The sequence below is a fragment of the Escherichia sp. MOD1-EC6021 genome (assembly GCF_002965245.1).
GTDB lineage: Bacteria > Pseudomonadota > Gammaproteobacteria > Enterobacterales > Enterobacteriaceae > Escherichia > Escherichia coli_F.
Genome location: NZ_PTRU01000015.1, coordinates 44433 through 69193, shown reverse-complemented (window position 1 = coordinate 69193; position 24761 = coordinate 44433). Strand labels below are relative to the sequence as shown.

19 protein-coding genes, 1 pseudogene and 1 CRISPR repeat array are annotated in these 24761 nt (G+C 50.5%); of the genes and pseudogenes, 6 read left to right on the top strand and 14 right to left on the bottom strand.

Features of this window, described 5'->3' with window-relative positions:
- Positions 1-8: 8 nt before the first annotated feature.
- The 8 genes and pseudogenes from cas7e to cysJ all read right to left on the bottom strand — a co-directional run bounded on the left by cas7e (position 9) and on the right by cysJ (position 10972).
- Complete coding sequence (gene cas7e / locus BEB54_RS17405) at positions 9-1064, bottom strand: type I-E CRISPR-associated protein Cas7/Cse4/CasC (RefSeq protein ID WP_105282242.1); 1056 nt, start codon at positions 1062-1064, stop codon at positions 9-11.
- Between the two features lie 14 nt (positions 1065-1078).
- On the bottom strand, positions 1079-1615 hold the full coding sequence (gene casB / locus BEB54_RS17400) for a type I-E CRISPR-associated protein Cse2/CasB (protein ID WP_000029337.1): 537 nt from the start codon (positions 1613-1615) through the stop codon (positions 1079-1081).
- Positions 1612-3174 (bottom strand): type I-E CRISPR-associated protein Cse1/CasA, encoded by a 1563-nt coding sequence (gene casA, locus BEB54_RS17395; RefSeq protein WP_105276658.1) that lies wholly within the window; start codon positions 3172-3174, stop codon positions 1612-1614. The genes casB and casA overlap by 4 nt, the downstream gene beginning before the upstream one ends.
- A gap of 97 nt (positions 3175-3271) precedes the next feature.
- Positions 3272-5972, bottom strand: a pseudogene (gene cas3, locus BEB54_RS17390) (CRISPR-associated helicase Cas3').
- Positions 5973-6167: 195 nt separating this feature from the next.
- Entirely contained in the window at positions 6168-6320 is a 153-nt protein-coding gene (locus BEB54_RS17385) for a Hok/Gef family protein (protein ID WP_000956457.1), read from the bottom strand.
- 263 nt (positions 6321-6583) lie between these two features.
- Positions 6584-7318 carry a phosphoadenosine phosphosulfate reductase gene (cysH, locus tag BEB54_RS17375; RefSeq protein WP_000039850.1) on the bottom strand — a complete coding sequence of 245 codons (735 nt, stop codon included), beginning with the start codon at positions 7316-7318 and terminating at the stop codon, positions 6584-6586.
- Positions 7319-7454: 136 nt separating this feature from the next.
- Positions 7455-9167: an assimilatory sulfite reductase (NADPH) hemoprotein subunit gene (gene cysI, locus BEB54_RS17370; protein WP_105276660.1), complete on the bottom strand. Its 1713-nt coding sequence runs from the start codon at positions 9165-9167 to the stop codon at positions 7455-7457.
- Positions 9167-10972: an NADPH-dependent assimilatory sulfite reductase flavoprotein subunit gene (gene cysJ / locus BEB54_RS17365; RefSeq protein WP_105276661.1), complete on the bottom strand. Its 1806-nt coding sequence runs from the start codon at positions 10970-10972 to the stop codon at positions 9167-9169. The genes cysI and cysJ overlap by 1 nt, the downstream gene beginning before the upstream one ends.
- A 318-nt stretch (positions 10973-11290) precedes the next feature.
- Here cysJ and queD point away from each other — a divergent pair, with 318 nt between their 5' ends.
- The 4 genes from queD (at position 11291) to BEB54_RS17345 (ending at position 13845) form a co-directional block, all read left to right on the top strand.
- Positions 11291-11653: a 6-carboxytetrahydropterin synthase QueD gene (gene queD / locus BEB54_RS17360; protein WP_000108294.1), complete on the top strand. Its 363-nt coding sequence runs from the start codon at positions 11291-11293 to the stop codon at positions 11651-11653.
- A 77-nt stretch (positions 11654-11730) separates the two neighbouring features.
- Entirely contained in the window at positions 11731-13002 is a 1272-nt protein-coding gene (locus BEB54_RS17355; protein WP_105276662.1) for an FAD-dependent oxidoreductase, read from the top strand.
- Entirely contained in the window at positions 12993-13253 is a 261-nt protein-coding gene (locus BEB54_RS17350; RefSeq protein WP_000109506.1) for a ferredoxin family protein, read from the top strand. Before BEB54_RS17355 ends, BEB54_RS17350 begins: the two co-directional genes overlap by 10 nt.
- A gap of 16 nt (positions 13254-13269) precedes the next feature.
- On the top strand, positions 13270-13845 hold the full coding sequence (locus BEB54_RS17345) for a glycerol-3-phosphate responsive antiterminator (RefSeq protein ID WP_098401305.1): 576 nt from the start codon (positions 13270-13272) through the stop codon (positions 13843-13845).
- A gap of 146 nt (positions 13846-13991) precedes the next feature.
- On the opposite strand, the gene BEB54_RS17340 is transcribed toward BEB54_RS17345, so the two are convergent.
- The 5 genes from BEB54_RS17340 to BEB54_RS17320 form a co-directional block, all read right to left on the bottom strand.
- Complete coding sequence (locus BEB54_RS17340) at positions 13992-14852, bottom strand: electron transfer flavoprotein subunit alpha/FixB family protein (protein WP_105276663.1); 861 nt, start codon at positions 14850-14852, stop codon at positions 13992-13994.
- Positions 14849-15628: an electron transfer flavoprotein subunit beta/FixA family protein gene (locus BEB54_RS17335; protein ID WP_105276664.1), complete on the bottom strand. Its 780-nt coding sequence runs from the start codon at positions 15626-15628 to the stop codon at positions 14849-14851. Before BEB54_RS17335 ends, BEB54_RS17340 begins: the two co-directional genes overlap by 4 nt.
- Positions 15606-17015, bottom strand: coding sequence for an MFS transporter (locus BEB54_RS17330; RefSeq protein ID WP_161412481.1), 1410 nt, complete (start codon positions 17013-17015; stop codon positions 15606-15608). Before BEB54_RS17330 ends, BEB54_RS17335 begins: the two co-directional genes overlap by 23 nt.
- 21 nt (positions 17016-17036) lie before the next feature.
- The gene (locus BEB54_RS17325; RefSeq protein ID WP_105282240.1) at positions 17037-18491 is read right to left on the bottom strand and encodes an FAD-binding oxidoreductase; all 1455 of its coding nucleotides are present in this window, start codon (positions 18489-18491) and stop codon (positions 17037-17039) included.
- A gap of 69 nt (positions 18492-18560) precedes the next feature.
- Positions 18561-19346: an SDR family oxidoreductase gene (locus tag BEB54_RS17320; protein WP_000021331.1), complete on the bottom strand. Its 786-nt coding sequence runs from the start codon at positions 19344-19346 to the stop codon at positions 18561-18563.
- Positions 19347-19663: 317 nt separating this feature from the next.
- On the opposite strand from BEB54_RS17320, the gene BEB54_RS17315 reads away from it, so the two are divergent.
- Both BEB54_RS17315 and BEB54_RS17310 read left to right on the top strand, forming a co-directional pair.
- On the top strand, positions 19664-20941 hold the full coding sequence (locus BEB54_RS17315; RefSeq protein ID WP_105276667.1) for an MFS transporter: 1278 nt from the start codon (positions 19664-19666) through the stop codon (positions 20939-20941).
- 26 nt (positions 20942-20967) lie between these two features.
- Entirely contained in the window at positions 20968-22446 is a 1479-nt protein-coding gene (locus BEB54_RS17310; protein WP_105276668.1) for an FGGY-family carbohydrate kinase, read from the top strand.
- Positions 22447-23083: 637 nt separating this feature from the next.
- Positions 23084-23722: a CRISPR direct-repeat array (repeat unit 29 nt; unit sequence CGGTTTATCCCCGCTGGCGCGGGGAACTC).
- A 338-nt stretch (positions 23723-24060) separates the two neighbouring features.
- Here the strand turns inward: BEB54_RS17310 and queE are convergent.
- Positions 24061-24732, bottom strand: coding sequence for a 7-carboxy-7-deazaguanine synthase QueE (gene queE, locus BEB54_RS17305; RefSeq protein ID WP_001199973.1), 672 nt, complete (start codon positions 24730-24732; stop codon positions 24061-24063).
- Between the last annotated feature and the right edge of the window lie 29 nt (positions 24733-24761).

Here is a 24761-nt window from a genome sequence, read left to right as displayed (position 1 = left end):
GCCGCCCCTTACGCGCAGATAAAGTCCAGCACGTCCTTCATGCTTCCCTGTTTGTTCATCACGTCAAGACTTGCGCATTCGGTCTTCTGTTCGTAAACCGTATTCATGTTTTCGCGAAGCGTTGTAATACGCTGCACTGCCACATCTAACTGACGTGTGCCATTAATGGGTTCATAGAAAGCCGCCGCCAGAGAACGCGGTTGTTCGGTGCCTTTTTCTGCCAGCGCCCAGGAGGCGTAGGCACGGCTGGCAAAGCTGTTTTGTTTACCGGTTGGGGAAACTTTAAACGCTGCTTCCGTAAAGGCGCGCAGGGTCTGATTAGCTAATGCTTCGTCACCGCCGAGGTTTTCGACCAGCAGATCTTTATCAATGCAGATATAGGTGTAGAACAGCGCAGAACCAAATCCAGTTTCACCAAGATGCCCTGCACCAGCATCTTCAGAGGCCTGGCGCAAATCATCAACGGCGGTGAAAAAATCATCTTCGACAATCGTTTCACTGACACCAAACGCGTGCGCGACCTGACAGGCGGCTTCAACATTAAACTCGGGTTTATTCGCCAGCATACGACCAAACATGGCGATATCTACCGCCATACGATCTTTACGTAACAAAGCGAGATCGTCCTCTTTTGGCGCGCGCTTTTCTTCTGCCAGTTGATGGGCCAGCGCTTTTACGGCGTCAAATTCTGCCGGGCTGATATGGACGAGCTGTTCAGTTTCAGCGTTAGTGAGCGGATCTTTTGGTTTTTTGTCTTTTTTGGCTTTACCAAGATAATCGGCAATATCTGCCGCCCATTCGATGGCTTTTTTTTCTTCGATTCCTTTCTCAATCATGATAGTTGCTGCCTCGCGCGCGATACGCCCACTACGAATACCAATATGGCCCGCCAGCGCCTGTTCAAAAAGTGCAGAAGTGCGCCACGCACGTTTCAGACTTTGCGAGGAAACGCGCAGACGCGTTGCTCCACCCAGCACCACGGTTTTCGGCGCACCGGTGTCATCACGGTTAAGGTTGGCTGCAGGGTAAGCGGTTAACAAATGGAGCTGAATAAATGTCGTCATGAGATAGTCCTTTATTAATTTTGTTCGTTATCGGCGTCGCCAGCCTGGTAATATTCCAGCGCCCAGCGGATACGGATAAATTCTGTTGGCCGCTGCTGACGGCGGTGATGGTTGAGCAGGTCGTCACTCTCCTGGCACCAGCGGAAAATATCGTCTGCCAAAGAGATAAGATTGACGGAACCGTTTAATAATTTGACCGCGCGACGTAACTGGCGCAGTAAATCATCCGGCGTTTTTACTGCCGACAGGCGCGAAAACCGCCCTTCTGACATTACTGCCGCCAGCTGCGCGGCAAAAGGCTGCCGTTCATCAATGGCTTTTACATTGGCGCTAACTGCAGCGACCAGTGCCAGTGCGGTAAAACGCCACTCTTGCGCTTCAACTTTCCACAACGTGTGGGTCTGCATCAGCAGAGAACGAAACCCTTCTGACAAACAAACATCATTAACCGTCGTACTACGCCGCAGACTGGCACGATTGCCGCGTTTTTCCTGCAATTCCTCGTGCCATTTGCGCAGCGTGGCTTTGTGCTCCTCTTTTACAATACTCATTCAGCAGCCTCCTGCTTTTTCTCCCTGGCGGCTTTAGCACTTTGCTTCTCCGCCGATGTTGTAAAATATTTCTTGCGCGCGGTCATGACGCGTTTCAAATCAACGGGCTCATAAGGATTAGTGAATACCCGCTCGTCAAAATCCTGACGCGCGAATAACCACATTTCCTTTTGCCATTTGCTGAGTAATTCATCCGGCTCCTGACCTTCTTCAATTTGACGCACTAACCTCAGGAAGCGATGCTGAGTTTTGTTCCAGAAGTCGATATCCACAAAACTGAAATCACCCCGTGCACCTTTTGGATCGGAGAACCATGCTTCTTTCAATGCACTCCGTAACAGACTTAGAATCCGTGAAGCCGTTTGCGCAGCCAGCCGCAGCTTTGGTATCTGGCCTTCTTTTTTATTGAGCAGTAGCGGGAAATGGTGTTCGTACCAACAGCGCGCTTTCATGTTGTCGAAATCATAGCCAAATCCCCACAGGCCCACTTTTGCCTGTTTCAGACTGCTGGCATTAAAGAGTTTCACCACCAGCGCGGGAAGTTCCGTATTGTTTTCTGACTTACCCGTTTCGATAAGACCTAACCAGTCGCGCCAGATTAAACCGCCCGGTTGTGGCTTGACCGAGTAAAGCTCGCCGCCCTCTTTAAGTGGTACACGGTAGGGCGTTAAGGGATGCTGCCACATGGCATAATTCGCACCGTAATTTTTGGTCGTCATCAGGCTCAGGAGCGCATCGCTCTGCTCACCGCAAATATCGCAGTTGCCGACTGTCGTGGTATTAAAATCAACACGTATGCGCCGAGGCATTCCCCAGTACGCCTGGAGTTTGTTGACCTGATCATCAGTTACCACCGCACCGGCCAGTTCACTGGTACGCGTCGGGCCAAGCCAGGGGAAAACCAGATCGTCAAATTTTTTGGGTAGCGGTAAGTCAGATTCATCCTGCGGCATCACGTTGAGCCACAGTTTGCGCCACAAGGGTGTTTGTTGATTGCCCTGATATTCCTGTAATTCAATCAGCGTCGTCATCGGCCCACCGCCGCGCAAACCGGTGCGATAGCCTTTGCCGCCCGCTGGTGCATTCAACTGTAAAGAGAACAAGGCCAATGCTAAGCAATGGGGGCACAGGTGTTCCGTTACACCACGCTTGATAAAGTGGTCTTTATTAAACTTCGTCGTTTGAGAGCCGGGAATTTCAGGCAGTAATGAAGCTACCGGAACTTTATCTCCCGTAAGCGCCTCGAAATCCTGCATAAATGAAGGGGAATCTGGGCCAAACTGGAAAGCGTGTTCTAAAGACAGCAATGCTTCCCGTAGCTTTTCAACCTCCAGCCCGTCTTCCCAGATATCATCCCAACGACCGTAATTTTTGGGCGCGAAGCTGGTTTGTAGTAGTCCCAGCAAAAACTGCCATGCCGCCCCCTGGAGATCTGCCCGCGGCGCAGCAATATCGACAACATTTTCATCCGCCAGATCGACTGGCGCCAGTTTGCCTGTCGTTCCGTCTTTATAACGAACGGGCAACCACGGGGTTGTCAGAAGTGAAAACGAGTTCATACGCATCCTCTCGTAAAAAAGACCATCCCAGGTCGGTTATCCATCCTTCCATCCTTTTTTGTGTATCAACTATTCAGAGAATCCTGTCGCAGGCATCTCAACCAACCTTGCCAATCAATCCCTCCGTAGCCGAATATCCACAACTTTCGTCATCGTTGACTAAAATCACGTTTGCCATCTCCGGATCTTGCCGCTGTTCAACGCACCACTGCCTGAACGCATCCCCTTCCAGTAAAGAAAACTCATCCCGATGTTTTTTCCACCAGCTTCGGCGCACTCTGACAACGCTCATTTCCCATGCGTGAGCGCCAGTGGCATAAGGCTTCACCACACCGTCAATACAGGTAGCCAACCACAAGGAAACAGACTCCTCAGCCAGACGTGTCGACAGTTTTTCCGGAAGGTAATCGTTGATATTGGCGGCATAGCCGGGCCTGAAGTTCAGCACAAACTTATTAGCCATTGAACGATCGCAGTAGTATTTGCCCACTTGCTCCTGCTCGCTGCGGGCAAACCCTTCCGGCATTACCACGTCCTCACCGTAGACTGATTCAATCAGAAGCCGGGCTGAGTGTGGCATCTGAATCGCGCCTTGTTCACGCAGCACACGCTGCGTCAACCAGATTCGCCCATGATCGGGATAGACAAATGCACTGTTACGCATGGCACTGCCAAACCATTCTTCACCCGGAGAGTCGTTCCAGACGGGGGCCAGAATCAGCAATACAGGAGGGTGACGCTCGTCTTTACCGTCACGCTTTAACTGACCATTAATATCGCGGATATGTCGCTGTAATCGCCCTGCTCGCTGGTTCAGCAAATCAACAGGGGCAAGGTCGGAAATCATTTCGTCCAGGTCGCAGTCAACGCTCTGCTCCAGGACTTGAGTACAAATGAGGACTTTTCCGGCACGCTGTGAACAGTCTTCTTTACCAAAGCGTGCCAGCGTCTCCGTTTCAATTCGCTGGCGATCGCTAAAAGCAAAGCGGCTATGAAAAAGTGAAAGGCTGGAAGCAGGAATGACGCCGCGGGCAAGTAACTGACGATGAACCTGGATGGCGTCATCGACAGAATTCCGAATCCAGGCGATGCATTTCCCCTGGCTTACCGCCGATTCGATACGCGCAATACACTCTTGTTCGCTATGAAGCCAACCCACACTCACGCTGCGCTCAACGTCTTTGCGCGTCGCAACCCGGTGCGAATGCACATCGGATTTCGTGACATGCGTCAGCCAGGGATAATCATCTTTTTCCAGCAACGGAGCTTCTTGCTGGCCCTCTGCACCACGCGCAAAGGCGGCGACGAGTTTGTCACGCTGCTGTTGAGACAACGTAGCAGAAAGCAAAATAACGCTGTTTCCGCCACGCGCCTGCCGCTCGATCAGCCCTTCAAGAATGCACGACATATAAGCGTCACAGGCGTGGATCTCATCGGCTAGCAGGATTTTGTTACTCAGCCCCAGAAGCCGCAGATTATTATGTTTGAACGGCATCACCGCCATCATCGCCTGATCCAGCGTGCCGACGCCAATTTCAGCCAGCAACGCCTTCTTGTTACTGTCAGCAAACCAGGCCGCACATCCCTGACTGAACGCTTGTTCATCCGGTTCTTCTGACCCCACAAAATCACCAGACCACAGCGATGCGTTAAAGCGATCCATTAGCGAACGAGCGCTGTGTGCCAGCACCAGGCTGGGGCGGGATTGTGGCGAATAGAAAGCAAGCCAGGTTTTTACCAGCCTATCGTACATGGCATTGGCCGTTGCCATTGTCGGCAAACCAAAAAACAGCCCCTGAGCGTTACCCGCAGACATCAACCTGTGCGCCAGGATAAGCGCCGCTTCTGTTTTACCTGCGCCAGTCACATCTTCCAGAATAAACAACTGTGGTCCTGGCTGGCTGATATCCAGATCCAGCACCTTTTGCTGTAACGGTGTTGGGTTCTCAATAAAAGGAAACAGCGTGTTAATTCCAGTGAAAGGTGCGGTTTCTGCTTTTGGAGGAAAGACGGTTAATGCGTTTTGAGCCTGAACTAAAGCCTTCTGCCAGTACTCTTTAATATCCATTACATGTGCGACGCGTGGAAAAAACCGCGTTGACGATCCCGTCCAGTCTGCGAGTACGACGGTTGCAGATATATACCAGGAAAGATGTTTTATAAGTTCAACGCCCTCGTCATCATCCCAGAATGTAGGGATCTCGATGAGCGGAAACAGTACCTTGATTTCAAGGAGAAAATCTCGTGCGGCAGCTTTGTCTTCAGGCAGAAAGTTGACCAGTTCATCGATACGGTCAGGAGGCCGACCATGATGCCCGGTCGTCACGGGCATCCACATATCTATTACCCGTTTAAGTTTGCGCAAAGAGAGTGAAGATGAAGGAAGCAACTCTTCACATTCAATTAAATAATGATGCCACAACCAGTAACCCAGCGTTGAATGAGAGATCTTTTCGTAATTCTTTCTTGCGCCTTCCGGAACCTTGAGTTGTGGGTGCAGGTAAAGTTGCTGAAATGAGCGGGCAAATTTTCCAGTATCGTGCCAGCACAACAACCAGGCGAAAAATTGTGCTGCCTGATCCGTGTCAGCGAAACCTAATTGACGAAAATAGTCAACCAGCCCGAAACAGTTGTTTTTGACCATTAAATAGCCTATCGCGGCTACATCCAGCGAATGCCAGCAAAGAAGGTGATAATCGTCGCCACCCTCTTTCTCGCCACGTCGGGTTTTTCCCCAGAAATCAAAGAAAGTCACAATGTTTTTATCCTTCAGTAAAACTTAAAGGATATTTACGCATATATTAAAAATTATCTGTGATATATATCGTTCAATAAAATATTTACATTATGAATAATTCAATGATTTTCATCTGTGATATATATAAATAATAAACACAGGCATAATATTCACAAAAACAATATAAATGAAAAAAAGGGTGCAGGAGACCAAACCATCACAATTCAATACGCGGGGTTTTACCCCCGCGTGGTGGCTACTTCTTCGGTTCGTAAGCGAGAACTGCCTTAAACTCCATACCACGTTCTCTGATACTCAACTCACACAACGAGTCGCCTACCATCAGCGTGAATCCCAGTACTGTACAACACAGTACGATGATTGCCACAAGGGCATATTTTGTCAGCATGTCTTGCCTCCCTGCAAAGAAGAGACTAACATTCGAATTGCTACGTTCGAACGCGAGCCTCAGGTTGATAGAAATATCGCCTGGGGCTTTTGTCCATCTGGAACCTCGCGAATGCTCAACGCCAGACAGCCTCAAGCACCCGACGCCATTCTATAACTGTTGATTTCCCCTGCTATATTCATGTTTAAATGCCGGAATGCGGCTCGCAAAATAAAAACGCCCCCATCATTTCTGACAGAGGCGTTTATTTTATCCGGCAATATTTACCCTTCGTGCAGCCCACATTCCCTTTTTAAGCCAAAGAAACGCGTTTCTTCTTCCGCCATACCAGGTTCCCATTTACGGGTTGTATGGGTATCACCAACCGATAAATATCCTTCGTCCCATAATGGGTGATATTTCAGGCCATGTTTTTGCAGATACTGATAAATAGTTCGGTTATCCCAGTCGATAATCGGCAGCACTTTAAATACGCCACGCTGAATTGCCAACACCGGTAAATTAGCGCGGCTGCCGGATTGTTCACGGCGCAGGCCAGCAAACCACGTTTGTGCGTTCAGTTCTTTCAGCGCCCGGTTCATCGGTTCGACTTTGTTGATATCGTTGTACTTTTCAATGCCTTCAACGCCCTGCTCCCACAGTTTGCCGTAGCGTGCTTCCTGCCAGGCGGCGCTTTCGGTAGCGCGGTACACTTTCAGGTTGAGCTTGAGTTTGTCCGTTAACTCGTCAATAAAGCGGTAGGTTTCCGGAAACAGATAACCGGTATCGGTGAGGATCACCGGAATATCCGGGCGAATCTGATTCACCAGATGCAGGCTAACCGCCGCCTGGATACCGAAGCTGGAAGAAAGCACATATTCACCGGGCAGATTATCCAGCGCCCAGGCAACACGGCCTTCAGCATCCAGTTTTTCAAGCTCGGCGTTAGTTTCCGCCAGCGCCAGAATGCGATCTACCTTCGGCAGTTCGTTCAGGGCATTTAGATCGAGTTTGGACATAGATTCCTCACTGTTTGCCTTGCGGGTTAAGTAGGCTGGATAAGGCATTTACGCCGCATCCGGCAAAAGATGCCACCGTGCCTGATGGCGCTTCGCTTATCAGGCCTACAAAACCGGGCAGGAGCGGTAATTCAAGTTAATCCCACAAATCGCGCGCCGGATCGAGCACCGGGCGAATAATGCCCGCTCGCACCGTAAAGTCACCGAAGCCTTCACCCGCTTCGCGCTCTTTCGCCCAGCGCCCAATCAGTTCATCTATCACCGCAAGAATTTCAGTGTCGGTGATGTTCTCTTTGTACATACGCGGGATACGCGTTCCCATGCGGTTGCCGCCAAGATGCAGGTTGTAGCGCCCAGGCGCTTTACCCACCAGGCCAACTTCCGCCAGCATCGCGCGACCACAACCGTTCGGGCAGCCTGTTACACGCATCACGATGTGCTCATCGCTGACACCATGTTTCGCCATTAAATTATCGATGTTATCGATAAACGACGGCAGGAAACGCTCCGCTTCCGCCATCGCCAACGGGCAAGTCGGGAATGACACGCAGGCCATTGAGTTTTCGCGCTGCGGCGTGACGGCATTCATCAATCCGCTCTCTTTGGCGATCTTCTCAATCTTCGCTTTCTCGCTTTCCGGTACACCAGCGATGATCAGATTCTGGTTCGCCGTAATGCGGAAATCACCTTTGTGGATCTTTGCGATCTCCAGCAGGCCGGTTTTCAGCGGACGTCCCGGATAATCAAGAATTCGACCATTTTCGATAAACAGCGTCAGGTGCCATTTGTCGTCGATTCCTTTTACCCAGCCGATACGATCGCCGCGCCCGGTAAATTCATATGGACGGATCGGCTCAAATTTGATCCCCGCGCGACGTTCCACTTCTGCTTTAAACGTCTCAACCCCCACGCGCTCCAGCGTGTATTTGGTTTTGGCGTTTTTACGGTCAGTACGATTACCCCAGTCACGCTGAGTGGTAACGACCGCTTCCGCCACCGCCAGCGTATGCTCCAGTGGCAGATAGCCAAACTCGCTCGCCGTGCGGGCGTAGGTTTTCTTGTTGCCGTGTTCGATAGAAAGCCCACCGCCCACCAGCAGGTTGAAGCCCACCAGCTTGCCGTTTTCCGCGATCGCCACAAAGTTCATGTCGTTGGCGTGCAGATCGATATCGTTCTGCGGTGGGATCACTACCGTGGTTTTGAATTTACGCGGCAGGTAGGTCTGACCGAGGATCGGTTCTTCATCGGTGGTGGCGACTTTCTCCTGATCGAGCCAGATCTCCGCGTAGGCGCGGGTACGCGGCAGCAGATGTTCAGAGATTTTCTTCGCCCACTCATACGCTTCCGCGTGCAACTGAGATTCAAATGGGTTCGAGGTGCAGAGTACATTACGGTTCATGTCGTTGGCGGTCGCCAGCGCATCAAGACCGACCGAATGCAGCATCTGGTGCACCGGTTTGACGTTCTTTTTCAGAATGCCGTGGAACTGGAACGTCTGGCGGTTGGTCAGGCGAATGCTGCCATAAATGGTGTTTTCACCGGCGAATTTATCAATTGCCTGCCACTGTTTAGTGGTGATCACCCCACCCGGCAGACGGCAGCGCAGCAGCATCGCATGACGCGGTTCCAGCTTCTGTTCAGCACGTTCGGCGCGAATGTCGCGGTCATCCTGCTGATACATACCGTGGAAACGGATCAGCAGGAAGTTGTCGCCCTTAAAGCCGCCGGTCAGACCGTCGTTTAAATCTTCCGCAATGGTCCCGCGCAGGTAGTTGCTCTCAAGCTTCATGCGCTCGGCGTCTGTCAGTTTTCCTTCGACCACTAAAGGCCCTGGATGTTTTTCGTTCATTAGTAGACATCTCGCTGATAACGGCGCTCTACGCGCAGCTCACTTAAAAATTCATCCGCCGCTTCGGTGTCCATGCCACCAAATTCGGCAATCACTTCCAGAAGTGCCTGTTCAACGTCTTTCGCCATGCGATTAGCGTCGCCGCAGACATAAATGTGGGCTCCGTCATTGATCCAGCGCCACAGCTCTGCGCCCTGTTCGCGCAGTTTGTCTTGTACGTAAATTTTTTCTTTTTGATCGCGCGACCAGGCAAGATCGATACGTGTCAGCACGCCCTCTTTGACGTAGCGCTGCCACTCCACCTGATAGAGGAAATCTTCCGTAAAGTGTGGGTTGCCAAAGAACAGCCAGTTTTTACCCGGCGCTTCGTCAGCAGCACGTTGCTGCATAAAGGCGCGGAACGGCGCGATGCCGGTGCCTGGACCAATCATAATCACCGGCGTTTCCGGGTTGGCTGGCAGACGGAAGTTGTCGTTATGTTCGATAAAGACGCGGACTTCGCCCTCTTCTTCCACACGATCCGCGAGGAAACTAGAGGCACCACCGGCACGGGCGCGGCCTTCAATGTCATAACGAACGACACCAACGGTGACGTGTACTTCGTTCTCGACTTCCGCCTGCGAGGAGGCGATGGAATACAGGCGCGGCGTCAGCGGGCGCAGCAAGTTAATGAGGGCTTCAGCGTCAAGCTGTGCCGGAGAGAAACGCACCATATCGACAATCGGCGTCGTCGCGGCGTAATGCTGTAACTTCGCTTTATCGCCCACCAGCGGCAGCAGCGTTTCACTGCGGGTAAGCGTGGCGTAGTTCTCAACGATGTTGGCGGTGTTGACGGTCAGTTCGAAGTGCCACTGTAGGGCCTCGTTCAGAGGTAACGTTTTGCCCTCGACGGTGACAGGTTCATCGCCTTTCAGCCACAGCAGTTCGACAAGTTCTTTCACCAGTGCCGGATCGTTCTGATACCAGACGCCCAGCGCGTCACCCGGCTGGTAACGCAGGCCCGAGTCACCTAAGTCAATTTCGATATGGCGAACGTCTTTTTCAGAGTTACGCCCGGTAATTTTCTGGTTAACAGAGAGGCTCGCCACCAGCGGCGCGTCTTTGCTGTACGGGCTGGTGTGGATTTCATTTACCGCGCCAGTAGCGACGGATTGCGAAGGTGCCGCGACAGGCGTACGGGACTTCAGAACATCAACCACGCGGGCGCGCCACTCGATGGCAGCAGCCTGGTATTCAACATCGGCATCGACACGGTCGAGCAGGCGTTCACCGCCCAGTTCCGCCAGCTTGCTGTCAAAATCTTTCCCGGACTGGCAGAAAAATTCATAAGAGCTATCGCCGAGACTAAACACGGCAAACGCGGTGTTTTCCAGCTTCGGCGCTTTTTTGGAGAACAGGAACTTATGCAGCGCGACGGCCTCCTCCGGCGGTTCCCCTTCACCTTGCGTTGACGTCACCACGATGAGCAGTTTTTCGCTGGCGATTTGTTTGAATTTATAGTCGCCCGCGTTCACCAGCTTAACGTTCAGTTTTGCCGCTAATAAATCATCGCGTAATGCTTCAGCAACCCGGCGCGCATTGCCGGTTTGCGAAGCGGAGATAATAGTTATACCCGGCATTTCTGCGGCGGGGGCGGGCGCTGGCGTCGCTGTAAGCGCAGCAGGCTGTTGGTTGAGCACGCCCCAGAAATAGCCAGAAACCCAGGCAAGCTGGGTGGGAGTTAAATCGGTCGTGGCCGCCTGAAGGCGTGCCAGTTGCTCCGGGTTCAACGGAAGCAACGCGGAAGGTGGGACCTGTGTCGTCATGCGTCGTTATGTTCCAGTAAGCAAAGCTGTTTCTGCGCCCTGTCAGCGCCCATAAAACAGAAGAGAAGGTAAGGTTAACGGGGTGAACGGTGTGGATTAAAGACGGGATAGCGATAACTAATAACCAAATCGACTAACCTGTTTTAGCAATAGTCTTTAACAACAAAATAGATTAATCAACCCAATGAAAAACAAATGAATTTAGCCAATCATTAAGATAAATCAGCGATTTTGCGCAACAAAGTCGTTTTAGATAATGCGAAAAAACAGCCTTTCCGGTACTCTACGGCGGTTTTATCGTCCTGTAGAGAAATTATGATGTCCACCACGTTATTTAAAGATTTCACCTTCGAAGCCGCTCACCGCTTACCACACGTCCCGGAAGGGCATAAATGTGGTCGCCTGCACGGGCATTCCTTTATGGTGCGACTGGAAATTACCGGGGAAGTCGATCCGCATACGGGCTGGATTATCGATTTCGCTGAACTGAAAGCAGCGTTTAAGCCAACTTATGAGCGCCTCGATCACCATTATCTCAATGATATTCCAGGTCTGGAAAACCCAACCAGCGAAGTTTTAGCAAAATGGATTTGGGATCAGGTTAAACCGGTTGTTCCGCTGTTAAGTGCGGTTATGGTGAAAGAAACCTGCACCGCAGGTTGCATCTATCGCGGCGAATGATAAGAGTGTGTCGGCGGTCAATTTCCCTTAAGTAACGCTATGTTAGGGTGTTGCGCTCTGGATATCTGGGGCATGACATGGAAGACGACTGCGACATTATTATTATTGGTGCGGGTATAGCAGGCACCGCTTGTGCTTTACGCTGCGCGCGGGCAGGTTTATCCGTTCTGTTACTGGAACGCGCTGAAATTCCCGGCAGTAAAAACCTTTCCGGCGGGCGTTTATACACCCATGCGCTCGCGGAACTCCTCCCTCAGTTTCACCTGACCGCGCCTCTTGAACGACGCATCACTCACGAAAGTCTTTCTCTGCTAACGCCGGATGGCGCAACGACGTTTTCCAGCTTACAGCCCGGCGGTGAATCCTGGAGCGTATTACGTGCACGGTTCGATCCGTGGCTGGTTGCCGAAGCCGAAAAAGAAGGTGTCGAATGCATCCCTGGTACGACGGTAGATGCGCTGTATGAAGAAAACGGCAGGGTGTGTGGTGTCATTTGTGGTGACGATATTCTCCGCGCCCGTTATGTGGTGCTGGCAGAAGGTGCCAACAGCGTCCTGGCTGAGCGTCACGGGTTAGTGACTCGTCCTGCTGGCGAAGCGATGGCGTTGGGGATCAAAGAAGTGCTGGCGCTGGAAACATCCGCTATTGAAGAACGTTTTCATCTGGAGAATAACGAAGGCGCAGCGTTGCTGTTCAGCGGCGGAATCTGTGATGACTTACCCGGCGGCGCATTTCTTTATACTAATCAACAAACGCTCTCGTTAGGGATTGTTTGCCCGCTCTCTTCACTTACGCAAAGTCGTGTTCCGGCAAGCGAGCTGCTGGCTCGCTTTAAAACGCATCCGGCAGTGCGCCCGCTTATCAAAAACACGGAATCACTGGAGTATGGTGCGCATCTGGTGCCAGAAGGTGGCTTGCACAGTATGCCGGTGCAATACGCCGGTAACGGCTGGCTGCTGGTGGGCGATACGTTGCGCAGTTGCGTCAATACCGGAATTTCCGTGCGCGGTATGGATATGGCGCTGGCTGGCGCACAGGCGGCGGCACAAACGCTGATAAGCGCCTGCCAGCACCGCGAGCCGCAAAATCTGTTTCCGCTTTATCATTACAACGTAGAGCGCAGCCTGCTGTGGGATGTTCTACAGCGCTATCAGCATGTTCCGGCGCTTTTGCAACGCCCGGGCTGGTACCGTAAGTGGCCTGTGTTAATGCAGGATATTTCCCGTGATTTATGGGATCAAGGTGATAAACCTGTTCCGCCGCTGCGCCAGTTGCTCTGGCGTCATTTACGTCGTCATGGCCTGTGGCATCTGGCGGGCGATGTTGTCAGGAGTATTCGATGTCTGTAGCCCGTAATCTCTGGCGCGCTGCTGATGCGCCACATATTGTTCCGGCAGACTCCGTTGAGCGCCAGACGGCAGAACGGTTGATTAACGCTTGTCCGGCTGGTCTTTTTTCGCTCACGCCGGAAGGCGACTTACGCGTTGATTATCGCGGCTGCCTGGAGTGTGGCACCTGCCGTTTACTGTGTGATGAAAAAAACCTACAACAGTGGCGCTATCCGCCTTCCGGATTCGGCATCACCTACCGCTTTGGATAAATAATAAGGATAATTTATGCCCCTCTTACACCTGCTCCGCCAGAATCCGGTGATTGCTGCCGTTAAAGACAATGCCAGCCTGCAGTTGGCAATCGATTCTGAATGCCAGTTTATTTCCGTGTTATACGGCAATATTTGCACCATCAGTCATATCGTCAAAAAGATTAAAAGTGCCGGGAAATATGCCTTTATTCATGTCGATTTGCTGGAAGGCGCATCGAACAAAGAAGTGGTGATTCAGTTTCTAAAACTTGTGACCGAGGCGGACGGCATTATCAGTACCAAAGCGTCAATGCTAAAAGCGGCGAGAGCGGAAGGCTTTTTCTGTATTCATCGCTTGTTTATTGTCGACTCGATTTCTTTTCACAACATTGATAAACAGGTTGCGCAATCGAACCCGGATTGTATTGAAATTCTGCCAGGCTGTATGCCTAAAGTGCTGGGCTGGGTAACGGAGAAAATCCACCAGCCGCTGATTGCTGGCGGGCTGGTGTGCGATGAAGAAGATGCGCGTAATGCGATTAACGCCGGTGTAGTGGCGCTTTCTACCACGAATACCGGGGTCTGGACGTTAGCGAAAAAATTGCTTTGACGGGATACTCGTAACGAGTTGAATTTGTCTGATTTGTAGGCCACATGCCAAATCCGGCATTCAGCGCCTGATACGACGCTTGACGCGTCTTAATCAGGCCTACAGTCCCCAGCCCAGAACCGTAGACAGGATCATCCGGCAGCACGTTATTGGCAATCTGCGTGAATGGTTGTCACCAGTGCCTCCAGCACCGCTTTCCAGTCATCTACCACGCCAACATCTGCCTGTGAAAATACCGCCGCGCTGGCGTCATGATTAATCGCCACCACAAACTTGCTATTGCGGACGCCCGCCATTAACGCTGCTGCGCCGGAAGCGCCAACAACAATACACACCTCAGGTGCCAGCAGATGTCCGGAAATACCAATCACTTTTTCGGCATCAACGCCACCGTTCATTACTCGCGCCCGACTGTAGCCCGCTTCGGCTCCCAGCTTTTCTGCCAGCATAGCGATTTCCTGGTTATCTGCCTCTCCGCCCTGCCCCACCACCAGCACCCGTCTGGCCTCAGCTAATGGGTCGTGGGTAACATTTTTCAGATCCTCTGTGCTAACCAGCCAGTCGGGAAGCGCGCCGGGGACAATGTTCAGTTGCTGCATACCAGAGGGCAACGTGGCATTTTTCACTGCTCCCGCCTGGCGGGCAAGGGAAAGGCATAGCGGGCGTTTTTCTGTTTGCAGCGTCGCCGTTAGCGCATTTCCCCACTGGGATTTGCGTACGCTTCCGGTTGGAATATTTAATGAAGTCACCTGGCATATACTGGCACCATGTAAACGCCAGGACAGGCGGGTAGCCAGTTCATCGCCAAACGTTCCCGGCGGAAAGAGAACAACGTCCGCAGGCGTTCGCTGCCACTGTTCTACCAGCGCATCCAGCACCTGTTCCGCGACCATCGGCTGCGGCTCGATTTGCCAGTGCGTTAATGTGCTGCCGCTGAAATCCTGCTCCGCCAGCCAGCCCGCTATTGCGGCATGTTCCTGATTTATTGTCACAATGGCGATATTCATGGCTGCATCCTTTGGCGTAAATAGTCCTGCCATAGCTTTTGCGCTTTTTCTGCTACCGTTTGCCCATCAAGAAGCGTTGCACCGCGTCGTTGCTCTGGCCTTTCCAGTTGCCGGCACTGCATCGCTGACGATTCAGCAGTAACAGTTTTGCGGATAATTTCAGCTTTCCCCGCAGCCATTCGCTGGCGCATTCCCGGTACTGGCAAGGCCACCTCGCCACACTGGCGCACGGCAATCACCGCAGGCAAGCGAACCCGACAACAGCGTAATCCATGTTCAGTACGCTGTTCGAGCGAGATAAACGGTGCGTCGAGAGTAAAACGCTCCACCTGGGTAAAACAGGGCCAGGTCAGCATTTCCGCCAGCAAAAATGGCGTTTGCCCGTTCTGCCCTTCGCTGCTCTGGCAGCCAGTAATGATCAGATCCAGCGGATTCTGGCGCTGCCATTCGGCAATATGGCGAGCGACAAATTCCGGCGCAAAGCGCAGATCTGCCGCCGTCTCCAGCAATACAGCTTCCTCAAACCCAAGAGCCATGAGATAGCGCAGCCAGTGCAACGCCCGTTCATCCCCCATGCTCAACGCGGTTAAAGACATCGGCGTACCGTTTTTTCTCTGCGCTAACAGAAGCGCGGCTGCGGCCTGTTCATCAGCACCGAGTAAACTTCGCAGCAGCGAAACATCCGGTCCGCAATTACCCTGAGCCGCCGCCTGCCACTCTTTTTCCGCCAGCATTCCGGCATCCGGTTCGGCTTTAAACGCTAACAGAATGTTCATTCGCACCTCCTACATTTCCCGCCGCCACCAGCGGGAGTGCTTTGGTTTCTGGTGCCCATAGCCAGGTCACGACAAAACCAACCAACAACACTGTCGCCAGGAGCAATAAGGTGACTTGCATTCCCCACTGCGCCAGCACCCACGGCAGCAGGCCAGTACTTACCGCCGCGCCCAACCGACTCATGGCGGTGGCAAAACCGACGCCCAGCGAGCGAATGTCAGTAGGAAAACTTTCCGCAGGCAAAATGCCCACCAGATTACTGACTGCCGAAATGGTGGTACTGAAGAGAACAAAAAGCAGCAGCGTTAATGAACAGCCAGAAGGCAAACAGGCCATCACTAGCAGCGTTGCCGCCAGCAACAAAAAACTGCCAAGTAAAAATTTGCGATGTGCCAGCAGGTGCGTCAGAAATAATCCCAGCAGCGCGCCCACAATTAACAACGCATTAAGCATCAGGCTGGCAGTCAGCGCATCTTCCAGTCCAATAGTCTGGGCGATAGTTGGCAGCCAGGTATAAATCACAAACCATGGGATTACGAGGCAGACAAAGAAGACGCTGTTAAACGCCGTGCGCCGCCAGTAGCGCGAAGAGAACAAGGTTTTGATGTGTTTATGGGTCGCCGTTGCCACTTCATCGCCCAGTAAAACATGGGGACCAAAATAGCGATGCACGATAGCGTGAGCTTCTGCAAAACGCCCCTGGCGCAGTAGCCAGCGTGGCGATTCTGGCGTTCCCCAACGTAACAACGTAATCAACAGGGCAGGAAATGCCGCCGATGCAAGTAACCATCGCCAGGCTTCGGGGCTTTCGCTAATAAAGTGATGTCCGGCAAGGCTTGCCAACACATAGCCTACGGTCCACACCACGCTGAAAGCGCCCAGCAAAATACCGCGATGGCGGCGCGGGGAAAATTCAGCCAGCAAGGTGTGACCTACTGAATAGTCGCCTCCCAGACCAATGCCGATCAAAATGCGCAGTCCAATAAGATGCTCTGGCGTGGTGGCAAAAAATTGCAGGAACGAGGCGAGCGTAATCAGCATAAAGCTGAAGGTGAAGATTTTTTGCCGCCCGATATGGTCGGAGATCCACCCCAAAACCAGGCTGCCGATAAACAGGCCAAGTAGCGCCGAGCCGCCAATCATTCCCGCCATAAACGGCGTCAGTTGCATGGCTGGAGTAAGCTGAATTATGGCGTAACCAATGACGCCGAGAACATAACCGTCGGTCAGGTGTGCGCCGAAAGTCAGCGCAGCAATTCGACAGTGAAAACGGTTAAGCGGTAAATCATCCATTCGCACCGGTGAAGTGTTCATCTTTACCCCTTCATTGTCCGGTAATAAGAACGGCTTCCCGGTTGAGAAGCCGAAAAGACAACGCCCCGTCATCGCGAAACGCTGCCTGACACATTATTTTTCAATCGGATAGATAGTACCCGTATTCATAATGCCGTTAGGATCGAACTGCTTTTTCAGCCCTTCCAGCAACGCCCACGCGCTGCCGTGTTCCAGTTTGCTCCAGTGAACACGATGTTTACCGATACCGTGATGGTGTACCATCGAACCGCCGAGGCGAATGGTTTCTTCGCAGATGATTTTGTTGAGCGGATTGTGGTATTTGTCGATTTCCTCTTCCGGCTTACAGTCAACGACGTTGTAGTCGTAGACGAAGTACATGTTGGTGCCGTTCTGATAGCTATGAGAGGAGTGACCGCCCAGCATGGTGATGTCGTCGGCGTGCGCGAACTCGGTACGAATACGGTTAATAACGCTTTCGTAGATTTCGTGTATGCAACTCCAGCAGCCGGACACTTCGGTGGTAAAGCCCATGTTGCCGGTTTTGAGGATCTGCACACGTTCGGCAGCCACTTTATCCGGTCCCCAGTTCAGGTTGTTAAACCAGGTTTCGATCAGCTTGCTGTCCACGCGCTGGCATTGCGGGTAACGTGCCACGATTTCAGCAATCCCTTCGCCCGTCGCCTTCGCAATGCGAGGGTTACCTTCAGCCATAAAAATCAGCACGCATTTTCCGTCGGCAAAATGGGTGAAGTGTTGGGTGCCATCTTCAGCGTCATACAAACGAGCGATCGACGGACGATATCCTTCCACCATGATTTCACGCAGGATGTTGAAGCCGGTTTTCATGTCTTCCAGGATATAGCCATAAAAGAGGTTGTTTTCGGGAGTGAATTTAAAGATTTTCACTGTTATTTCAGTTATATAGCACAATGCGCCTTCGTTGCCGATGATGATGTGACGAATGTCCGGACCCGCCGCGCGTCGTGGCACGTTTTTAATGCGTGTCACGGTGCCATCAGCCAGTACTGCTTCCAGGCCAACGACCATATCCTCGATTGCGCCGTAGAGTGTGGAGAACTGCCCGATACTACGGGTCGCCACTAGTCCACCCATCTGTGCCAACGGTTTTGACTGCGGAGAGTGCCCCGTGGTGTAACCTTTTTCACGCAACGCGTTTTCCAGCACTTCCAGCGGAACGCCACATTGCGCCGTCGCCTGCATATTCTCTATATCAATATTAATGATTTGATTCATTGCAGAGCCATCAAGCACCACCGAGTTTTCCACAACGGTTTCCAGCCCGCCTTCGGTAGCGGAAGCACCGGTACGTGGTACGCCGTTAATTTTGTGTGCATTCATAAAATTCAGCACACGGGACACTTGCTCAGTGGAACCGAGTTTTACGACCGCTGCCGGAATAGGCAAAGTATAAATACCATGAATATCCGGAAATTTACGAAAACGATCAATACTGTTTTTCTTCAATACCGTTTCATCGGTAATTACGCGATCTACACCAACAATTTCCTTTAGCTGGTCGACAATCGCTGCGCGAGATAAAGACATAGTAATTCCTTCCTGATAATAAAAATGGAATAGTCATTAATAAAAGAAATCAGAAACCACCGTTATGGATTAGCGCACTAAATAACCGCCATCAACCACTAATAAATGCCCGTTGACATAATTCGATGCCGGACTTGCGAGAAATATGGCTGCGCCCATTAAATCCTGAGTATCGCCCCAACGGTTTGCTGGAATATGATCAAGAACGCGCTGATTGGTTTCTGGATTACTGCGTGTCGCCAGGGTGATATCTGTTGCATAATAGCCAGGGGCAATACCATTTACCTGAATATTATATTGACCTAGTTCATCACAATAAGCTTTGGTGAATCCGGCAAGAGCATGTTTAGTGGCAGAATATGCAGGTGACCATTGTCCACCTAAGTAAGAGAATAATGAACAGATATTAATGATTTTACCGCTTTTCTGCGGGATCATAATTTTTGCCGCTTCATAGCTTAACTCGAATGCGGCGGTCAGGTTCACGTCAATCATCGGGTCCCAGTCGGCACGACCGAAATCCAGCACCTTATTCAGCTTACATATACCGGCATTGTTAACCAGAATATCGACGGTGCCGAAACGTTCACAACAGGCGGTAATTATCTTCTGCGGCGCGCCTTCTGCGGTGATATCCACCTGCATGAAGTCCACCTCAACACCCTGTTTTTCAATCATTTCCTTTGTTTCGCCATTATCTTTAACGAAACTTGGAATAAAGATATTTGCGCCTGCTTTTGCCAGCGCCATGGCAAATGCCTGGCCTAAACCGCTATTCCCACCAGTAACAATTGCGGTTTTACCTTTCAGGGAGAAAAAATCCATTGAGAACGCATTGAGAGATTCGATTGACATAGTTAGCTCCAATTTCCGTAAGGCAAAAAAAAGAAAGGTAACTTCCCCCGCGAGAGGGAAGTTACCTTTCTCATTATCTCTGGTAACTGGAGATAATTTTTAGCATAAGGGAATAAGTGCTAATGTGATCGTAATCACAGTGTGATATTCGTATTATCAAATAATTTTAAAAAGCAGAAGCGTGACTACTCTCACACAACACCACTGCTTTCCATGTTATTTCTTATTGCAATTACTAGAGACCTGAGAAAAGTAATCCACCTGAAAGGGCGGCTTACTTTTCTCTTTTTTTTGTCTATTACAAATGGGAATACGATATGCAACACAACTTATATCGCCGTTGGATAACCCTCGCGATAATTAGTTTTAGCGGCGGCGTTAGTTTCGACCTGGCTTATTTACGTTATATTTATCAAATTCCCATGGCGAAATTTATGGGATTCAGCAATACCGAGATAGGTTTAATAATGAGTACCTTTGGTATTGCGGCTATTATTCTTTATGCCCCCAGCGGCGTTATTGCCGATAAATTTTCACACCGCAAAATGATTACTTCTGCAATGGTCATTACCGGATTACTGGGTTTGTTAATGGCAACTTATCCACCGCTGTGGGTAATGCTCTGTATTCAGGTCGCCTTTGCGATAACGACGATTTTAATGCTGTGGTCGGTGTCGATTAAAGCCGCATCGTTGCTTGGCGATCATAGCGAGCAAGGGAAAATTATGGGCTGGATGGAAGGGCTGCGCGGCGTCGGTGTAATGTCGCTGGCGGTGTTTACCATGTGGGTCTTTTCTCGCTTTGCACCGGATGACAGCGCCAGCCTGAAAACGGTCATTATCATCTATAGTGTGGTTTACATCTTGTTGGGGATTCTGTGCTGGTTTTTTGTTAGCGATAACAACAACCTGCGCAATGCCAATAACGAAGAAAAACAGTCATTCCAGCTTAGCGACATCCTGGCCGTTTTGCGCATCAGCACCACATGGTACTGCAGCATGGTGATTTTTGGCGTCTTCACCATCTACGCCATTCTGAGTTACTCCACCAACTATCTGACCGAAATGTACGGCATGTCGCTGGTGGCAGCAAGCTACATGGGGATTGTGATCAACAAAATCTTTCGCGCGCTGTGTGGTCCACTTGGCGGCATTATCACCACCTACAGTAAAGTGAAATCTCCTACCCGCGTGATCCAAATCCTTTCCGTACTCGGCCTGCTGGCGTTAACTGCCCTGCTCATCACGAACTCTAACCCGCAATCGGTCGCGATGGGGATTGGTCTGATTTTACTTCTGGGATTCACCTGTTACGCCTCACGCGGGCTGTACTGGGCCTGCCCTGGCGAAGCGAGAACACCGTCTTACATTATGGGCACCACGGTAGGTATTTGTTCGGTGATTGGATTTCTGCCGGATGTCTTCGTTTACCCAATTATCGGCCACTGGCAAGACACCCTGCCCGCAGCAGAAGCCTACCGCAATATGTGGCTGATGGGCATGGCGGCGCTTGCCATGGTGATCGTCTTTACCTTTTTGCTGTTCCAAAAAATTCGTACTGCTGATAGCGCCCCCGCAATGGCTAGCAGCAAGTAAGCCAGGAAAATTACAGGAGAAAAATCATGTCGAAAAAATACATCATAGGGATTGATGGCGGAAGTCAGAGCACAAAAGTGGTGATGTACGATCTGGAAGGTAACGTGGTTTGCGAAGGCAAAGGCTTATTACAACCGATGCACACTCCAGATGCCGATACCGCAGAACATCCTGACGATGATTTATGGGCATCATTATGTTTTGCTGGTCACGATTTGATGAGCCAGTTTGCCGGGAATAAAGAAGATATTGTCGGCATTGGTCTGGGATCTATCCGTTGCTGCCGTGCGTTATTGAAAGCCGATGGCACGCCAGCTGCGCCGTTGATTAGCTGGCAGGATGCACGCGTAACACGTCCCTACGAGCACATCAATCCTGATGTGGCATATGTCACCTCTTTTTCAGGTTATCTGACACACCGTTTAACCGGCGAGTTTAAAGACAATATCGCCAACTATTTTGGTCAGTGGCCGGTGGATTATAAGACCTGGGCATGGAGCGAAGATACCGCGGTAATGGAGAAGTTTAATATTCCCCGACAGATGCTTTTTGATGTGCAAATGCCGGGCACTGTACTTGGGCATATCACACCACAAGCCGCGCTGGCGACACATTTCCCGGTTGGACTGCCCGTTGTTTGTACCACCAGTGATAAACCGGTAGAAGCACTGGGAGCAGGGTTACTGGATGATGAAACGGCGGTAATTTCTCTTGGTACCTACATCGCGTTGATGATGAACGGCAAAGCACTGCCGAAAGATCCGGTTGCGTACTGGCCGATCATGTCTTCTATTCCGGAAACCTTGCTGTATGAAGGTTATGGTATTCGAAAAGGTATGTGGACGGTGAGTTGGCTGCGCGACATGCTAGGCGAATCGTTAATTAAGGATGCCAGGGCGCAGGATCTTTCACCGGAAGATTTGCTCAACAAAAAAGCTTGTTGTGTGCCGCCTGGCTGTAATGGTCTGATGACGGTGCTGGACTGGCTGACCAATCCGTGGGAACCGTACAAACGCGGAATTATGATCGGCTTTGATTCCAGCATGGATTACGCATGGATTTATCGTTCGATACTGGAAAGCGTGGCGCTGACGCTGAAGAACAATTACGACAATATGTGTCATGAAATGAATCACTTTGCGAAACATGTGATCATTACTGGCGGTGGTTCGAACAGCGATCTGTTTATGCAGATTTTTGCCGACGTGTTCAACCTTCCGGCACGCCGTAACGCCATTAACGGTTGCGCAAGTCTGGGGGCCGCGATTAATACAGCGATAGGTCTGGGGCTATACCCGGATTACGCAACGGCTGTCGACAAAATGGTTCGCGTGAAAGATATCTTTATGCCGATTGAGAGCAATGCCAAACGCTACGACGCGATGAATAAAGGCATTTTCAAAGACCTAACCAAACACACTGATGTGATCCTGAAAAAATCGTATGAAGTGATGCATGGTGAGTTGGGGAATGCAGATTCGATCCAGAGCTGGTCGAATGCGTAAGTGAGGAAGGCCGGGCGGGAAACTGCCCGGCCTGAACATACCTGAATGGTTATCCCCGCTGGCGCGGGGAACATAAGTTCGACAACTTAAAAAATGATAACAAGTCCGGTTTATCCCCGCTGATGCAGGGAACATAATAAAAACTTTAACTAGTTCGGTTTATCCCTGTTTTTACAAGGAATATTAACTACACTCGATGTCTTTAGAATAAAAGACAATACGAATCGCACTTTATCAATTTTCACTTAAAGTATGAACTGGATATCTTTATTCATAAGAACTATTCATCAACAGCGTATAGAGGCGGTTATGTAAAACCACTCATTAGCCTCAAAACAAAGACAAACTTCCAGATTTATTACTTAATCAATGAATAACAAGCTTAAAAAATACACTGTTATTCTAAAGAAAAAATTAACAGGCATTAATTAATATTAAAAAAATAATATATTAAAATTTCTTAACGGTTTAAGGATTATACATATAACACTTTGATTAAATTTGATTTTTTGTATCGATAATTGTGAACTTATCTGGCATGGGGAACTATTTTGAACATGAGGTGTTATGTGGATATGTTGCTTATTACAAGTACAGCTAATATAAAAACTTGAGAAAGAGATAACGGGTTATATGGTGGTTTATCCCCGCTGGCGCGGGGAACACATGACGACCCATGACAGATGGCGTTTAACGTACGGTTTATCCCCGCTGGCGCGGGGAACACATCATATTTATGAAATTCGCTATTTGCTGAATCGGTTTATCCCCGCTGGCGCGGGGAACTCCTGTGAGTTATTCAAATGGGCGTCCAGTGATGCGGTTTATCCCCGCTGGCGCGGGGAACTCATAACTAAGAGCACCACAATGATGATAAATTTCGGTTTATCCCCGCTGGCGCGGGGAACTCCGCGTGTTTTGCGATGAAGTTCGGTTAAGTGGCGGTTTATCCCCGCTGGCGCGGGGAACTCGATCGCCGGGCTCGACTACCCGCCGCGAAAATCGGTTTATCCCCGCTGGCGCGGGGAACTCGCTGTTAGACTACATATCCTCGCGCGTGCGCCCGGTTTATCCCCGCTGGCGCGGGGAACTCGTGGTGATAATCCGATTTGAATAGGACTATCCCGGTTTATCCCCGCTGGCGCGGGGAACTCCTGTGCTCCTGTTTTGTGCCGTAGTTACCAATCGGTTTATCCCCGCTGGCGCGGGGAACTCTTTGAGAATTGTCGATGAATGATCCTAAATGGCGGTTTATCCCCGCTGGCGCGGGGAACTCTCTAAACATAACCTATTATTAATTAATGATTTTTTAAGCCAGTCACAATCTACCAACTTTACAGGATCACACAAACAACACATCCATTATGTTAAAGAACACTTAATCCATTGATTAAAAAGGTAAATGTTTAAGATAACTCTATACCCACTAAAATCTACCAAACTTCACTGCAATAATTTTCACTCCAGCGAAAAATTAACGCCAGAGAATTTGTAGAGAATGATAATGATTAGTCCAGGACGGGCAAAATGGAGGTTTTTCAGAGGCGACAAAGAATATAAATGAGCAGAAGTCTTTACAGGTTCCACCCATTTATAACGCTTATAAATGTTTAATCAGGCAATATTTAAATATTTATGTGTTTGCATCGACAAACGCCAGTTGCGCGCAATGCAGGTTTCAATGCACAAACGTGTGGCATCATCCTTTTGGCTAATCGGCTGCAGTGCAATGACTCGTGGTTTATCATCGGTCAGCGTTGCCAGTAGTTCATCCAGTGCTTCAATATCACGTACGCGTCCCACTGGATGCTTGATTTCGTTGGCTCGCTCCAGTGCCTGTGACAACACTTCATAGCCGCCGCGCATGTTCAGCTTTGGCGATACGGTAACCCAGGTATTCGGCGTGCAGCGTACTTCATGAGTACCGCTGGTTTCGATCTGGCAGCTAAAACCGTTCTTTTCGAGCAGGTCAGTCAGTGGCAGCAAATCATGAATGCAAGGCTCACCACCCGTAATCACCACATGCCGCGCGGTGTATCCCTGACGACCAATGACAGCCAGCAAATCTTCACTGCTCGCCGCCCCCCACTTATCACTCTCTTTGGTCTTCGCCAGAATGCTGAAAAGGGAGACTTCCCGATCCTCAAGCTTTTCCCAGGTGTGTTTGGTGTCGCACCAGGCACAGCCGACCGGGCATCCCTGTAAACGAATAAAAATGGCGGGGACGCCGGTAAAGTAACCCTCACCTTGCAGGGTCTGGAACATCTCGTTAATCGGGTACTGCATAGCATTCTCTGTGAAGTGGATAATTGTTA